This window comes from Bradyrhizobium sp. STM 3566 (assembly GCF_045571445.1).
Classification (GTDB): Bacteria; Pseudomonadota; Alphaproteobacteria; order Rhizobiales; family Xanthobacteraceae; genus Bradyrhizobium; species Bradyrhizobium vignae.
This window is the reverse complement of the sequence record NZ_CP120692.1, coordinates 7,169,968-7,184,925: the sequence shown is the minus strand read 5'-3', so window position 1 is coordinate 7,184,925 and position 14,958 is coordinate 7,169,968. Positions and strand designations below refer to the sequence as shown.

The following is a 14,958-nucleotide window of genomic DNA, read 5'->3' as shown; positions in this document are numbered from 1 at the left end:
CCGCTCCCGGTGACGACAAAGGCTATCTGAATCCCTCGGCCACACGCGCAACTTTTCCTCCTGATTTCAGCTTTTTGCTGATGTCTTTTTTGGAATGCGGCATCAGACCCCCGAGCGCCGCTTCGATGTTCCTTACCATCGCAAGCAGACGCGGTCCAATGTCGTTGATCAAACGCTCTTCCGTGAAACGGAATGCTGGCGCGCCGCAATTGAATGCGTAAGGTCCGGTTCCGTCGTTGAGCTTGAGCGCCACTCCGGCGGCGCCGATGTCGTCGTGCCAGTCTCCGACCGAAATGGCGAAGCCATACTTCGCTATGATCTCGCCGGACCGCTCCAAGCCGTCGCGCATCTTCGGCCAGCGGCTGCCGTAATGTTCGCGCAGAATGCGCGACACTTCAGCGCGACCCTCGTCGTCGAGGGCCCAGTAATAGGCGCGCCCCATCGCGGTAGTTGCAATCGGCACGCGCGAGCCGACGTCAAGTTGAACACCGACCGTCTCGCTGCCGCGACTTTGCCCGAAATAGATCATGCTGTGACGATCGCGGCCGCCGACGGCGACGGCGCCGCCGGTCGCGCGCATCACTTCCTCGCGGAACGGCTCGGACAAATGCCGAACGCCCAGATTGGCTAATGCCGCATAGCCGAGGGACATCGCTGCAGGGGCGAGCTGGTACTTCTCGAACCGGGGAACCGGCGTCAGATAACCGAGCTTGGTCAACGTGTAGGTCAGCCGCGACACGGTCGGCTTGGGCAGCTTGGTGCGGGCCGCAATCTCCTGATTGCCGAGCAGGCCGTCATTGGGTTGGAACGCGCGCAATACATCCAGTCCGCGGGAAAGCGCGACGACGAAATTCCGATCGGTCGCAGCCTTCTTTCCTGTACGCTTCATCCCTGATCTGCTTCTTGCGCGGAGTCGTTGACAACGTCCGTGCTTCAAAATAACCCTGCCGTCAAGATGCGGAATTAAATTCCGCACCGCGAAATCGAACAAAAGTAAATCCCCACCAAGGAGGGACACCGTGAGCGAAGTGGTCAAGCTTGAGCGTCATGACGAAGTCGGGATCGTCACGGTCAACAGTCCGCCGGTCAATGCGCTGAGTGCCGCAGTCCGCGGTGGTATCCTCGAGTGCATCAAGGCCGCAATCGCCGATCCCGCCATCAAGGGCATCGTGCTGACCTGCGCCGGCCGCACCTTCATCGCCGGTGCCGACATCACCGAGTTCGGCAAGCCGCCGAAGCCGCCCGCGCTCAACGACGTGCTGTCCGAGATCGAGAATTCGCCCAAGCCGGTCGTTGCGGCTATCCACGGCACTGCGCTCGGCGGCGGTCTCGAGGTCGCGCTCGCCTGCCATTTCCGCGTGGCGGTGAAAGAAGCCAAGCTCGGCCTGCCCGAGGTGAAGCTCGGCCTGTTGCCCGGCGCCGGCGGCACCCAGCGCCTGCCGCGCGCGGTCGGGCCCGAGCTCGCCGTCAAGATGATCGTCGGCGGCGACCCGATCGGTGCGGCGGAAGCGCTGAAGAACGGCTTGATCGAGGAGATCGTCGAAGGACCAGCGTCCGGCGGCGAAGCCTTCGTGCGCAAGCTCATCGCCGAGAAGCGTCCGTTGCGTCGGCTGCGCGACGACGATTCCAAGCTCGCGGCCGCCAAGGCCGACCGCTCGATCTTCACCAATGCGGTTGCCGCCATGACCAAGAAGTCGCGCGGCCTGGAGGCGCCGTTCGCGGCCGCCGACGCCGTCGGCTATGCCATCGACCTGCCCTTCGACGAAGGTCTGAAGAAGGAGCGCGAAGGCTTCCTCAAGCTCGTCGCCAGCGATCAGTCCAAGGCGCAGCGCTACGCGTTCTTCGCCGAGCGCGAAGCCAACAAGATCGCGGGCGTCCCTGAAGGCACCAAGCCGCGTCCGGTCAACCGTGTTGCCATTCTCGGCGCCGGCACCATGGGCGGCGGTATCGCGATGTCCTTTGCCAATGCCGGTATTCCGGTCACCCTGATCGAGACCGGCGAGGAGCAGCTCAAGCGCGGCATGGGCGTGATGCAGAAGAACTGGGAAGCGACCGCTGCGCGCGGCGGCATTCCGGCCGATGCGCCCGCCAAGCGCATGGCGCTGATCGACGGCAAGGTCGGCATCGAGAATGTCGGCGATGCCGATCTCGTCATCGAGGCCGTGTTCGAGACCATGGCAGTGAAAAAGGAGGTGTTCGGCAAGCTCGACCAGTACGCCAAGCCCGGCGCCGTGCTCGCCTCCAACACCTCGTACCTGAACATCGACGAGATCGCCAAGTCGACCAAGCGTCCGCAGGACGTGCTCGGCATGCACTTCTTCTCGCCGGCCAACGTCATGAAGCTGTGCGAGATCGTCCGCGCCGACAAGACCGCGCCGGATGCTCTCGTGACGGCCGTCACGATCGCGCGCAAGATCGCCAAGGTGCCGGCCGTTGTCGGCGTCTGCGATGGCTTCGTCGGCAACCGCATGCTGGCGCAGCGCGGCAAGCAGGCCGAGAAGCTCCTGTTCGAGGGCGCCCTGCCGCAGCAGGTCGACGCGGTCGTCACCAAGTTCGGCATGCCGATGGGACCGTTCGCGATGGGCGATCTCGCCGGCCTCGATATCGGCTGGCGCTCGCGGAAAGACCGCGGCATCAAGTCGGAGATCGCGGACGCGCTGTGCGAAGCCGGCCGCTTCGGCCAGAAGACCGGCAAGGGCTACTACAAGTACGAAGCCGGCTCCCGCGCGCCGCTGCCCGACCCGGAGGTCGAGAAGCTGATCGACGAGACGCTTCTCCGCCTCGGCCGCAAGAAGCGCGTCGTCAGCGACGAGGAGATCCTCGAGCGCATGATGTACCCGATGATCAACGAGGGCGCGAAGATCCTCGAAGAGGGCATCGCGGCGCGCCCCTCCGATATCGACGTGGTCTGGCTCTACGGCTACGGCTGGCCGATCTATCGCGGCGGCCCGATGTACTGGGCCGACACCGTCGGCCTCAAGCACATCGCCGACCGTCTCGCCTTCTATGCCAAAGAGACCAACGACCCCAGCCTCGAGCCCGCGCCGCTGCTGAAGAGGCTCGCGGCGGAGGGCAAGACGTTCGCCTCGCTCGCGGCGGCGTCGAAGGCGGCGTGATGGCCGCTGCTGCCCCTGCCCGAAGGGCGAACTATGGTGCGCAGCTGCGCACCTGAGAATCCCGAGATTCCGGGTTCGGCTCTTCGAGCCGCCCGGAATGACGGTCTGCGTGGTTTAGAGAAGCAATGATCCATCCCGGCGAACAGTTTTATCCCGAGGGCGTGCGGTGGGACGACACCATCGTCCAGGGCACGCTGCCCGACCTCTTGTCGAAAGCCGCCGCCGATTACGGCCCGCGCACTGCGATCGAGTTTCGCGACCGGCCCATGACCTACACCGAGCTTGCCGCGATGGTGGATCGCGCCGCCGCGGCGTTCTTGCGGGCCGGCTGCGGCAAGGGCACGTCGGTGGCGTTGTTCCTCGGCAACACGCCCGACCACCCCATCAATTTCTTCGGCGCGCTGAAGGCAGGCAGCCGCGTCGCGCATCTGTCGCCGCTCGACGGTGAGATCGCGCTGACCCACAAGGTCTCCGACTCCGGCTCGCGCGTGCTCGTGACCTCGAATCTCCAGGCGCTGCTGCCGACCGCGCTGAAATTTTTGGAGAAGGGTCTGATCGATCGCCTCGTCGTCTGCGAGGACGATCATTGGGGCAAGGTCGGCACGCCGCAGGCGGCGATTCCCGATGATCCCCGCATCGTCACCTTCAAGACCTTTGTCGAGGGCGCGACCGCACCGGCCCAGTGGCCGTCCGTGACGGCCGACGACGTGGCGCTGCTGCAATATACCGGCGGCACCACCGGCCTGCCCAAGGGCGCGATGCTGACCCACGGCAATCTCACCGCGGCGGTGTCGATCTACGACGTCTGGGGCAAGCCAGCGCGCGCCGCCCGCGGCGACGTGATCGAGCGCGTGATCTGCGTGCTGCCGCTGTTCCACATCTACGCGCTCACCGTCGTGCTCTTGTCCTCGCTTCGCCGCGGCAACCTGATCTCGCTGCATCAGCGCTTCGACGTCGAGGCCGTGATGCGCGATATCGAGGTGAAACGCGCGACTTATTTTCCGGGCGTGCCGACGATGTGGATCGCGATCGCCGCGCTCCCCGATCTCGACAAGCGCGACTTCTCCTCGCTTGTCACCATCGGCTCCGGCGGCGCGCCGCTGCCGGTGGAGATCGCGAGCTTCTTCGAGCGCAAGATCGGCAAGAAGCTGCGCAGCGGCTGGGGCATGACCGAGACCTGCTCGCCCGGCACCGGCCACCCGCCCGCCGGCCCGGACAAGCCCGGCTCGATCGGCCTGATGCTGCCCGGCATCGAGCTCGACGTCGTCGCGCTCGACGATCCCAAACGCGTGCTGCCGCCGGGCGAAGTCGGCGAGATCCGCATCAAGGGCCCGAACGTCACCAAGGGCTACTGGAACAAGCCGGAGGGATCCGCTGAGGCCTTCGTCGACGGCCGCTTCCTCACCGGCGACATCGGCTATGTCGACACCGACGGCTATTTCTTCCTGGTCGATCGCAAGAAGGACATGATCATCTCCGGCGGCTTCAACGTCTATCCGCAGATGATCGAGCAGGCGATCTACACCATTCCGGGCGTGCACGAGGTGATCGTGCTCGGCATTCCCGACCAGTATCGCGGCGAGGCCGCGAAGGCCTTCATCAAGCTCAAGCCGGACGCAAAGCCGTTCTCGCTGGACGAATTGCGCGCGCAGCTCGCCGGCAAGCTCGGCAAGCACGAACTGCCGGCCGCGGTCGAGTTCGTCGACGATCTGCCGCGCACGCCGGTCGGAAAATTGTCGCGCCACGAATTGCGCCAGCAGCAGAAACCGTCACAATCCACCAAAACCGCATCAGGAGGTCGTTCTTGACCGACGCCGTCATCGTTTCCACTGCCCGCACCCCGATCGGCAAGGCCTATCGCGGCGCGCTCAACGCCACCGAGGGCGCAACCCTGCTCGGCCACGCCATCGGCGAAGCGGTCGCGCGCGCAAAAGTCGACCCGAAGGAGATCGAGGACGTCGTGATGGGCGCAGCCCTCCAGCAGGGCGCGACCGGCGGCAACATCGCGCGCAAGGCGCTGCTCCGCGCCGGTCTGCCCGTCACCGTCGCCGGCACCACCATCGACCGGCAATGCGCCTCGGGCCTGCAGGCCATCGCGCTCGCCGCGCGTTCGGTGATCTTCGACGGCGTCGAGATCGCGGTCGGCGGCGGTGGCGAGTCGATCTCGCTCGTGCAGAACGACAAGATGAACGGCTTCCACGCCCAGGATCCGGCGCTGCTCAAGATCAAGGGCGAGGTCTACATGCCCATGATCGACACCGCTGAGGTCGTCGCCAAGCGCTACGGCATCTCGCGCGAACGCCAGGACGAATATTCGCTGGAGAGCCAGCGCCGCACCGCTGCGGCCCAGCAGGGCGGCAAGTTCAAGGAGGAGATCGCGCCGATCACGACGCAGATGGCGGTCACCGACAAGGCAACCGGCGCCGTGTCGATGAAGGAGGTCACGCTGTCGCAGGACGAAGGCCCGCGCCCCGAGACCACGATCGAGGGCCTCGCCGGTCTCAAGCCGGTGCGCGGCGAGGGCTTCACCATCACCGCCGGCAATGCCAGCCAGCTCTCCGACGGCGCCAGCGCCTCCGTCATCATGAGCGACAAGGAAGCCGCCAAGCGCGGCCTTGCGCCGCTCGGCATCTTCCGCGGTTTCGTCTCCGCCGGTTGCGAGCCGGACGAGATGGGCATCGGCCCGGTCTTCGCCGTGCCGCGCCTTTTGAAGCGCCACGGTCTCACCGTCGACGACATCGGCCTCTGGGAGCTCAACGAAGCCTTCGCGGTGCAGGTGCTGTATTGCCGCGACAAGCTCGGCATCGATCCCGACAAGATCAACGTCAATGGCGGCGCGATCTCGGTCGGCCATCCCTACGGCATGTCGGGCGCGCGCCTCACCGGCCACGCTTTGATCGAAGGCCGCCGCCGCAAGGCCAAATATGCGGTCGTCACCATGTGCGTCGGTGGCGGCATGGGCGCTGCCGGGCTGTTCGAGGTGCTGCAGTAACGGGCCCCGTCGTTCCCGGGCATTCGCGGCACGCGAATGAACCCGGAACCTCGAGCCAAAATTTCGAGATTTGCGGGTTCGCGCTTCGCGCGCCCGGAATGACGAATAGGGAATAACGTTCACAGGAGGATCCGATGGATCTCGCATTCACGAAAGAAGAGCAGGCGTTTCGCGAGGAAGTGCGGCAGTTCTTCCGCGACAACGTGCCGCCGGATACGCGGCGCAAGCTGGTCGAGGGCCGGCATCTCACCAAGGACGAGATGGTGACGTGGTGGCGCATCCTCAACAAGAAAGGCTGGGGCGTCAGCCACTGGCCCAAGGAATATGGCGGCACCGGGTGGACCGCCGTGCAGCACTACATCTTCAACGAGGAGCTTCAGGCGCATCCCGCGCCGCAGCCGCTCGCCTTCGGCGTCAGCATGGTCGGCCCCGTCATCTACACCTTCGGCAACGAGGAGCAGAAGAAGAAGTATCTGCCGCGCATCGCCAATGTCGACGACTGGTGGTGCCAGGGCTTTTCGGAGCCCGGCTCCGGCTCCGACCTCGCTTCGCTGAAGACGAAAGCCGAGCGCAAGGGCGACAAGTGGATCATCAACGGCCAGAAGACCTGGACCACGCTGGCCCAGCACGCCGACATGATCTTCTGCCTCTGCCGCACCGACCCCTCCGCGAAGAAGCAGATGGGCATCTCCTTCATCGTGTTCTCGATGAAGTCGAAGGGCGTCACCGTGCGTCCGATCCAGACTATCGACGGCGGCCATGAGGTCAACGAGGTGTTCTTCGACGACGTGGAAGTCCCGATCGAGAACCTGATCGGCGAGGAGAACAAGGGCTGGGACTACGCCAAGTTCCTGCTCGGCAACGAGCGCACCGGCATCGCGCGGGTCGGCGTCTCCAAGGAGCGCATCCGCCGCATCAAGGATCTCGCCTCCAAGGTCGAATCCGGCGGCAAGCCGATCATCCAGGACCCGGCCTTCCGCGAGAAGCTGTCGGCCTGCGAGATCGAGCTGAAGGCGCTCGAGCTGACGCAGCTGCGCGTCGTCGCCGACGAAGGCAAGCACGGCAAGGGCAAGCCCAATCCGGCCTCGTCCGTGCTGAAGATCAAGGGCTCCGAGATCCAGCAGACCACCACCGAGCTCTTGATGGAAGTAATCGGCCCGTTCGCCGCGCCTTACGACGTGCACGGCGACGACGGCTCGAACGAAGCCATGGACTGGACCGCCCAGATCGCGCCGAGCTACTTCAACAATCGCAAGGTCTCGATCTACGGCGGCTCCAACGAGATCCAGCGCAACATCATCGCCAAGGCGGTGCTGGGGCTGTGATTGCAACTCGTCGCCATGCACTCGACGTCATGGCCGGGCTTGACCCGGCCATCCACGCCTAGCGGCACGGAGAAACGTGGATGCCCGGCACAAGGCCGGGCATGACGACATCAGATACCGGGAGAGTAGAGAAACATGGATTTTGATTTGAACGAGGAGCAGCGGCTTCTCAAGGAAAGCATCGACGGCCTCTTGACCGATTCCTACGATTTCGAGAGCCGTAAGAAGTACATGGCGGAGAAGGGCGGCTGGAGCAAGACCGTCTGGCTCAAGCTCGCCGAGCAGGGCCTGCTCGGCCTGCCCTTCAGCGAGGCCGACGGCGGCTTTGGCGGCGGCGGCGTCGAGACCATGATCGTGATGGAGGCGCTCGGCAAGGCGCTGGTGCTGGAGCCGTATCTCGCCACGGTCGTGATCGGCGGCGGCTTCCTGCGCCATGCCGGCACCGATGCGCAGAGGGCCGCGCACGTGCCCGGGATCATCGACGGCAGCAAGACGCTGGCCTTCGCGCAGCTCGAGAAGAACTCGCGCTACGATCTGTTCGACGTCACCACGACCGCGAAGAAGAAGGGCGATGGCTGGATCATCGACGGCGAAAAATTCGTCGTGCTCAATGGCGAGAATGCCGACACGCTTGTCGTCACCGCCCGCACCAGGGGTGACCGCCGCGACAAGACCGGCATCGGCGTGTTCCTGGTCCCGGCGAATGCCAAGGGCGTCGCCAGGAAGGGCTATCCGACGCAGGACGGCCTGCACGCCGCCGACATCACCTTCACCGGTGTCGAGGTCGGCCCGGATGCCGTGCTCGGCAACCCCGAGGATTCGCTCGCACTGATCGAGCGCGTGGTCGATGACGCCCGCGTCGCACTCTGTGCCGAGGCGGTCGGCCTGATGGATGAATCGCTCAAGACCACCGTCGAGTACATCAAGACCAGAAAACAGTTCGGCGTCGCGATCGGCTCGTTCCAGTCGCTCCAGCACCGCGCCTCCGACATGTTCGTCGCCGCCGAGCAGGCACGCTCGATGTCGATGTTCGCGACCATGGCGAACGATTTCGAGAACGCCAAGGAGCGGTCCAACGCGATCGCCGCGGCCAAGGTGCAGATCGGCAAGTCCGCCAAATTCGTCGGCCAGCAGTCGATCCAGCTCCACGGCGGCATCGGCATGACCATGGAGGCGAAGATCGGCCACTACTTCAAGCGCCTCACCATGATCGAGAACACGTTCGGCGACACCGACTACCACCAGCGCCGCGTCGCGGACGCGGGCGGGTTGATCTGAGTATCACCACCGTCACGTCACTGCGAGCGAAGCGAAGCAATCCAGGATCTTTCCGTTGAGGCAGTCTGGATTGCTTCGTCGCAAGAGCTCCTCGCAATGACGGAGGCCGTTGAAGCATCGAGGCAACGACAATGAAAAACACCCCGTTCGATCTCACCGGCAAAGTCGCGGTCGTCACCGGCTCCAGCCGCGGCATCGGCCGCTGCTCTGCTGAACTCCTGGCGAAGCTCGGCGCCAAGGTCGTGGTTTCCTCGCGCAAGCTTGAGCCCTGCAAGGAGGTCGCCGACGGCATCATTGCTGCCGGCGGCGATGCCCTCGTCATCCCCTGCAACATCGCGCGCAAGAACGAGGTCGAGGCGCTGATTGCAGGCGCGACCAGGCATTACGGAAAGATCGATATCCTCGTCTGCAACGCCGCGGTGAATCCCTATTACGGCCCGCTGCTCGACATCACCGATGAAGCCTTCGACAAGATCATGGGAAGCAACGTCAAGAGCAACATCTGGCTCTCCGCGCTGGCGATCCCGCAAATGGCCGAGCGCGGAGGCGGCTCCGTGATCATCATCTCCTCGATCGGGGGCTTGCGCGGCTCGACCGTGATCGGCGCCTACGGCATCTCCAAAGCCGCGGACTTCGCACTGTGCCGTTCGCTCGCCGGCGAATGGGGCCCGAAAGGCGTCCGCGTCAACTGCATCGCGCCCGGCCTCGTCAAGACCGATTTCGCCCGCGCCCTCTGGGAAGACGAAGCCAACCTGAAGCGCCGCACCGCCACCACGCCGCTCCGCCGCATCGGCGAACCCCACGAAATTGCCGGCGCCGTCGCCTATCTCGCCTCCGACGCCTCGAGCTTCATGACCGGGCAGACCATCGTCATCGACGGCGGAGTGACGACGGCGGCGGTGTAGGGTTTGACCACTTGCAATTGTATTGAACTGGCGCTTCACTTCACCCTCCCCTGGAGGGGACCCCTCCAGGGGAGGGTAAGAGAAGGGCCGCGCGAGCCGCTACGTTCGGCGGTGCTTCAAGGGTGTCGTCTCTGCCTCGCGCGATCCGTACAGCTCGACATAGATGCATTCGAGAACGGCGGTCAGATCACTCGTGATCTCCGAATTCCAGAATCGGATGACTCGATAGCCTTCGTTCTCAAGCCAGCGTTGACGTTCGAAGTCGCGTGCGGCCGTATCGTCTTCATTGTGGTGGCCGCCATCGAGCTCGATGATGAGGCGCTTGGCTGGACAGAAGAAGTCGACAATGTAAGGACCAATTGGAGCTTGGCGGCGGAAGTGTGAGCCTTGGAGCGGGAGCTCCTTCAGCGCACGCCATAACATCCGCTCGTGCGGCGTGGTGTTGGCTCTCAGCTTCTTCGCGGCCGCGCGTCGGATTGATGTTGACACCATTGCTGTGGCTTCACCCCACCCCGCTCGCGCTAGGCGCGAGCGACCCTCCCCCTCCAGGTAGGGGAATCGCATATGGTGCTGGCAGGGTGTTGCCAAGCGGTTGGAACTGGATTCTTTGGGTGTCTCTCGATTCCAGAGGGAGACCTGAATGCGCAAGCTCAAGCGCCTGTTTCGACCGCTCAAGGACCCGCGCGCCAGCAACACCCGACATGATCTTGTGGAGATCCTCGTCATCGCCTTGGCGGCGACGCTGGCTGGCGCCAAGACCTGCACCGAGTTCGAGTTCTTTGGCCAAGGCCGCGAGGAGCTGTTGCGGCGCTTCCTGGAGCTCAGGCACGGCATTCCGAGCCACGATACGTTCAGCAACGTCTTCCGTGCGCTGGATCCGAAGGGGCTGGAAGCGGTTTTGCGCAAGTTCAGCAAGAGCTTCGGCATCAAGGGGTGGTCAGCATCGACGGCAAGGCGCTGCGCGGGGCCTACACGCGGGGCCGGCAGGCCACGCCGCTGCATATGGTCAATGTCTGGGCCGCAGGCACTCGCATGGCGCTGGCTCAGAGAAAGGCTCCCAACCGCAACGAGGTTGCCGGGGCTCTCGAAGTTCTCGCCCTGCTCGATCTGGACGGGGCTCTTGTCACCGCCGACGCCTTGCATTGCCGGCCCGATACCGCGCAGGCCATCCTCGACCGGAAGGGGCACTACGTGTTGGCCATCAAGAGTAACCGTGGCCGGCTCTTCAAGGCCGCCAAGACGTTGGTCGATACAGCCCGAAAGCCCGCGCGAGCGAGTCAACGAAGAGCCACTGCCCACGGTCGCGCCGAGCGCCGGCAGGCCATCGTCGCGCCGGCTCCTCAGTTGGCGAAGCAATACGACTTCCCCGCTATCGCCGCAGTCGGTCGCATCGACAGTTGGCGCGCCAACTCTGGCAAGGCTGTCAAACACACGGTCCGATACTTCCTCGCCTCGCGCTTGCTGTCGGCCAAAAAGCTGCTCGAGGTCGTGCGTGCCCACTGGAGCATCGAGAACAACCTGCACTGGGTCCTCGACGTCCTGTTCGACGAGGATGCCTGCCGCAGCCGCAAGGATCACGCCGCCGAAAATCTCGCCCTCATCCGCAAGCTGGCCATCAATACCCTGCAGGCAACGCCCGGTCCTGCCCGCATCAGCCACAAAATGCTCCAAGCCAGATGGAATAATGACTTCCTTCTCTCCGCCCTCGCCCATATGCGATAGCCCTACCCTCCAGGGGAGGGTAAGCGAGACCTACCTTGACCTTGCCGTCCTAATCCGCTCCCTTTGGCGCGACACAACGACTCCTCTCTGGGAAAACGCCAAGGTTAACTTCCATGTCTTTCGTCCTCGCCATCGACCAGGGCACCACCTCTTCGCGCGCGATCGTGTTTCGCGGCGATATTTCCATTGCGGCGAAGGCGCAAGCCGAGTTTCCGCAGCATTTCCCGGCCTCGGGCTGGGTCGAGCACGAGCCGGAGGACATCTGGACCTCGACCGTGATGGTCTGCCGCGAGGCCATCGAGCACGCCGGCATCAGCGCGAAAGACATCGCCGCGATCGGCATCACCAACCAGCGCGAGACCACCGTGGTGTGGGATCGTGCCACGGGCCAAGCCGTGCACCGAGCCATCGTCTGGCAAGACCGCCGCACCGCCGACATCTGCGCCAAGCTCAAGGCCGACGGCCATGAGCCCGTGATCTCTGAGAAGACTGGCCTGATCATCGATCCCTACTTCTCCGGCACCAAGGTCGCCTGGATCCTCGACCACGTCCCCGGCGCACGGGCACGCGCCGCGCGCGGTGAGCTGATGTTCGGCACCGTCGATTGCTACCTGCTCTGGCGCCTCACCGGCGGCAAGGTGCACGCCACCGACGCCACCAATGCTTCGCGCACGCTGCTGTTCAACATCCATACCGGCCAGTGGGACGACGAGCTCCTCGAGATCATCGGCGTGCCGCGCTCGATGCTGCCCGAGGTGAAGGATTCCTCCGCCCGCTTCGGCGAGAGCACCCCGGATTTGTTCGGCGGACCGATCGCAATTGCCGGCATTGCCGGCGACCAGCAGGCCGCAACTATCGGCCAGGCCTGTTTCCGCCCGGGCATGATGAAATCCACTTACGGCACGGGCTGTTTTGCCTTGCTCAACACCGGCACCACGCCGGTCGCCTCCAAGAACAAGCTGCTCACCACCGTCGCCTATCAGCTCGAGGGAAAACGCACCTACGCGCTCGAAGGCTCGATCTTCGTCGCCGGCTCCGCCGTGCAATGGCTGCGCGACGGCCTCGGCATCATCAAGCACGCCGCCGAGACCGGACCTCTCGCCGATCAGTCGGACTCCATGCAGAGCGTCTATCTCGTCCCCGCATTCGTCGGCATGGGCGCGCCCTATTGGAATCCGCGCGTGCGCGGCGCGCTGTTCGGCCTCACCCGCAACACCGGCCCTGCCGAGCTCGCCCACGCCGCGCTGGAGAGTGTTTGTTACCAGACCTTCGACCTCTGGGCCGCGATGCGCGCGGACTGGCCGAGCTCGGAAACCGCCAGCGTCGTGCTGCGCGTCGACGGCGGCATGACCGCCTCCGACTGGACCATGCAGCGCCTCGCCGATCTCCTGGACGCGCCGGTCGATCGCCCCGTGATCCAGGAGACCACGGCGCTGGGCGCCGCCTACCTCGCCGGCCTCAATGCGGACGTCTATCCCGAGCCGACCAAATTCGCCGACAACTGGCGCCTCGAACACCGCTTCAAGCCGAACATGAGCGAGGCGACGCGGCAGCGGAAGCTCGCGGGATGGGCGAGGGCGGTGAAGGGCGTGCTGGCGAGCGATGAGGGGGAGGGGTAGGCGTAGACACAGCCTCGCAGCTCGATGCCGCGAGGCGCGCGCAACTGCCTTCACGTCGTCATTGCGAGGAGCTCTTGCGACGAAGCAATCCAGACTGCCTCCTCGCAAAAGATTCTGGGTTGCTTCGCGGAGCCTGTCGTCGGGCCGCGCTATGCGCGGACCCGTTGGCTCGCAATGACGGAGTGCGGCGCTGCTGTCTTTCCTCAAAAGATACCGCCCGCTAGCCCATTACGAAGGGAAGCAACGAACCATGATCCTCCCCGACGGATATTCCGACGTGCCCGCCGGCAAGATCGCCGCCGTCGTGACCCATCTGGAGATGACCGCACCTCCCGCGCGCCGCGACGATCCGCCCGGCGCATGGAGCTTGCGCAAGGTCGAAGCTCCGCCGCTTCCCTGGTACCGCGATCTCCACCGCCGCGTCGGCGAGGACTGGCTGTGGTTCTCGCGCGCACGCATGACCGACATGGAGCTCGCCGCAATCATCCACGCGCCGGGCATCGAGGTCTATGCCTTGGCCGTCGACGGCCGCGATGAAGGCCTGCTCGAACTGGACTTCCGCGAGCCCGGCCAATGCGAGCTGGTCTATTTCGGCGTCACCGCCCCCTTGATCGGCACTGGCGCCGCCCGCTTCCTGATGAACCGCGCGCTGGAGCTTGCCTGGTCACGCGACCTCCGCCGCGTCTGGGTCCACACCTGCACGCTCGATCATCCCTCCGCGCTCGCGTTCTACCAACGGTCCGGCTTTCGCCCCTTCCGCCGCCAGATCGAGATCGCCGACGACCCACGCCTCGACGGCACCGCGCCGCGGACGGCGGCGAAGCATGTGCCGATCATCGAGTAGAGCCCCGGCCGCCTCCTCCTCCGTCATTGCTGTCGATGTTCAATAATTCGCTGATTGGATCGCGGTGGTCTTGGTAGCGGCGAGCACATGCGGGTGCTGACCGCTGCGAAGCTGGTGCGAGCCAAATGGATCAAGCAGTGGACGATGTATAGGCGCAACGAGACCGCGATCGCTCCGATCAAGCGCGCGATCCAGGACGGCCTATGAGCGTGGAGCGCATGAGGCCGTCGCCGCGTCATTGCGGCCGGCGCAATGCTCCATTTCCGATATATTTGTTGCGCCGCATCGACCTGGTCGTGGAGACTGGCCGGCCCTGCCTTGTCCAATGATCGAGAAGAGCGAGAACCATGTTCCTGATCGGCCAATATGATTCCCCCTTCGTCCGCCGCGTCGCGATCGCGCTGCGGCTTTACGGGCTCGCCTTCGAGCACAGACCGTGGTCGACCTTCGGCGATGCCGACAGGATCGCGCCCTACAATCCGCTGCGCCGCGTGCCGACCCTGGTGCTCGACGACGGCGAGGCGCTGATCGAAAGCATGATCATCCTCGATTATCTCGACGATCTCGTCGGACCCGAGAAGGCGATGCTGCCGCGCGGCAGCACCGATCGCCGCAAGCATTTGCGCATCTGCGCGCTCGCCTCCGGTCTCGGCGACAAGGCGGTCAGCCTGCTCTACGAGCGCGTGCTGCGGAAGGAGCAGCTCGCGCTGTGGGTCGAGCGTTGCCAGGCGCAGATCGCGGACGTGCTTGCCGTGCTCGAAGCCGAGCGCGCCAAGGTGACGACGCCGTACTGGCTGGGGATGCGCATCGGCCATGCCGACATCGCGGTCGCCTGCGTCGTCCGCTTCACCCGCGAGGCACACCCGCAGCTGTTCGAGCCTGCGCGGTACCCGGCGCTCGCGGCACATAGCGAGCGTTGCGAGGCACTGGCCCCGTTCAAGGAGATCGTGCAGCCATTGGCGCCGCCGAAGGGATGAGGCGGGCTCGTGTCCCGCTCTGCGGCGCAGCGTGCAACGCTGCGCCGGGACCCAGGCGGCACGCGTCGCTGGAGACGTGGGACCGCGGCTCTGCAGCGCATCGCTTCGCGCTGCGCAGCGTCCGGGGCACGAGACCGAGAGCAGGGTGAGGGGCGCTCCCATCCGCCGGAGTGCGAAGGC

11 protein-coding genes and 1 pseudogene are annotated in these 14,958 nt (G+C 65.0%); 10 read left to right on the top strand and 2 right to left on the bottom strand.

What is annotated here, in order from left to right:
- Nucleotides 1–22: 22 nt before the first annotated feature.
- On the bottom strand, nt 23–889 hold the full coding sequence (locus P6U27_RS34100; protein WP_162500653.1) for an IclR family transcriptional regulator: 867 nt from the start codon (nt 887–889) through the stop codon (nt 23–25).
- 130 nt (nt 890–1,019) lie between these two features.
- On the opposite strand from P6U27_RS34100, the gene P6U27_RS34095 reads away from it, so the two are divergent.
- The 6 genes from P6U27_RS34095 to P6U27_RS34070 all read left to right on the top strand — a co-directional run bounded on the left by P6U27_RS34095 (nt 1,020) and on the right by P6U27_RS34070 (nt 9,616).
- Nucleotides 1,020–3,116: a 3-hydroxyacyl-CoA dehydrogenase NAD-binding domain-containing protein gene (locus P6U27_RS34095; protein WP_129142678.1), complete on the top strand. Its 2,097-nt coding sequence runs from the start codon at nt 1,020–1,022 to the stop codon at nt 3,114–3,116.
- Between the two features lie 125 nt (nt 3,117–3,241).
- Entirely contained in the window at nt 3,242–4,924 is a 1,683-nt protein-coding gene (pimA, locus tag P6U27_RS34090) for a dicarboxylate--CoA ligase PimA (protein WP_129142677.1), read from the top strand.
- On the top strand, nt 4,921–6,108 hold the full coding sequence (locus P6U27_RS34085) for an acetyl-CoA C-acyltransferase (protein ID WP_129142676.1): 1,188 nt from the start codon (nt 4,921–4,923) through the stop codon (nt 6,106–6,108). The genes pimA and P6U27_RS34085 overlap by 4 nt, the downstream gene beginning before the upstream one ends.
- Before the next feature lie 134 nt (nt 6,109–6,242).
- Nucleotides 6,243–7,433 (top strand): pimeloyl-CoA dehydrogenase large subunit, encoded by a 1,191-nt coding sequence (gene pimC, locus P6U27_RS34080; protein ID WP_122405785.1) that lies wholly within the window; start codon nt 6,243–6,245, stop codon nt 7,431–7,433.
- Between the two features lie 135 nt (nt 7,434–7,568).
- Nucleotides 7,569–8,711: a pimeloyl-CoA dehydrogenase small subunit gene (gene pimD, locus P6U27_RS34075; RefSeq protein ID WP_122405784.1), complete on the top strand. Its 1,143-nt coding sequence runs from the start codon at nt 7,569–7,571 to the stop codon at nt 8,709–8,711.
- 131 nt (nt 8,712–8,842) lie between these two features.
- Complete coding sequence (locus P6U27_RS34070; protein WP_122405783.1) at nt 8,843–9,616, top strand: SDR family NAD(P)-dependent oxidoreductase; 774 nt, start codon at nt 8,843–8,845, stop codon at nt 9,614–9,616.
- Nucleotides 9,617–9,715: 99 nt separating this feature from the next.
- On the opposite strand, the gene P6U27_RS34065 is transcribed toward P6U27_RS34070, so the two are convergent.
- Entirely contained in the window at nt 9,716–10,264 is a 549-nt protein-coding gene (locus tag P6U27_RS34065; RefSeq protein ID WP_244607825.1) for an endonuclease domain-containing protein, read from the bottom strand.
- Between P6U27_RS34065 and P6U27_RS34060 the strand changes: the two are divergent.
- The 4 genes and pseudogenes from P6U27_RS34060 (at nt 10,257) to P6U27_RS34045 (ending at nt 14,778) form a co-directional block, all read left to right on the top strand.
- Nucleotides 10,257–11,338 (top strand): annotated as a pseudogene (locus tag P6U27_RS34060) (ISAs1 family transposase). The gene P6U27_RS34065 and the pseudogene P6U27_RS34060 overlap by 8 nt on opposite strands.
- Nucleotides 11,339–11,451: 113 nt before the next feature.
- Nucleotides 11,452–12,957 (top strand): glycerol kinase GlpK, encoded by a 1,506-nt coding sequence (gene glpK, locus P6U27_RS34055; RefSeq protein WP_122405780.1) that lies wholly within the window; start codon nt 11,452–11,454, stop codon nt 12,955–12,957.
- A 250-nt stretch (nt 12,958–13,207) separates the two neighbouring features.
- The gene (locus P6U27_RS34050; RefSeq protein ID WP_122405779.1) at nt 13,208–13,801 is read left to right on the top strand and encodes an N-acetyltransferase; all 594 of its coding nucleotides are present in this window, start codon (nt 13,208–13,210) and stop codon (nt 13,799–13,801) included.
- Nucleotides 13,802–14,148: 347 nt separating this feature from the next.
- Complete coding sequence (locus tag P6U27_RS34045) at nt 14,149–14,778, top strand: glutathione S-transferase family protein (protein ID WP_122405778.1); 630 nt, start codon at nt 14,149–14,151, stop codon at nt 14,776–14,778.
- The last annotated feature ends 180 nt before the right edge of the window (nt 14,779–14,958 follow it).

Bases quoted from the DNA above. Each gene is read 5' to 3' on its own strand.
- P6U27_RS34050 (WP_122405779.1), top strand. From the start codon at position 13,208: ATGATCCTCCCCGACGGATATTCCGACGTGCCCGCCGGCAAGATCGCC.
- P6U27_RS34070 (WP_122405783.1), top strand. From the start codon at position 8,843: ATGAAAAACACCCCGTTCGATCTCACCGGCAAAGTCGCGGTCGTCACC.
- P6U27_RS34045 (WP_122405778.1), top strand. From the start codon at position 14,149: ATGTTCCTGATCGGCCAATATGATTCCCCCTTCGTCCGCCGCGTCGCG.
- pimC (WP_122405785.1), top strand. From the start codon at position 6,243: ATGGATCTCGCATTCACGAAAGAAGAGCAGGCGTTTCGCGAGGAAGTG.
- glpK (WP_122405780.1), top strand. From the start codon at position 11,452: ATGTCTTTCGTCCTCGCCATCGACCAGGGCACCACCTCTTCGCGCGCG.
- pimA (WP_129142677.1), top strand. From the start codon at position 3,242: ATGATCCATCCCGGCGAACAGTTTTATCCCGAGGGCGTGCGGTGGGAC.
- P6U27_RS34100 (WP_162500653.1), bottom strand. From the start codon at position 889: ATGAAGCGTACAGGAAAGAAGGCTGCGACCGATCGGAATTTCGTCGTC.
- pimD (WP_122405784.1), top strand. From the start codon at position 7,569: ATGGATTTTGATTTGAACGAGGAGCAGCGGCTTCTCAAGGAAAGCATC.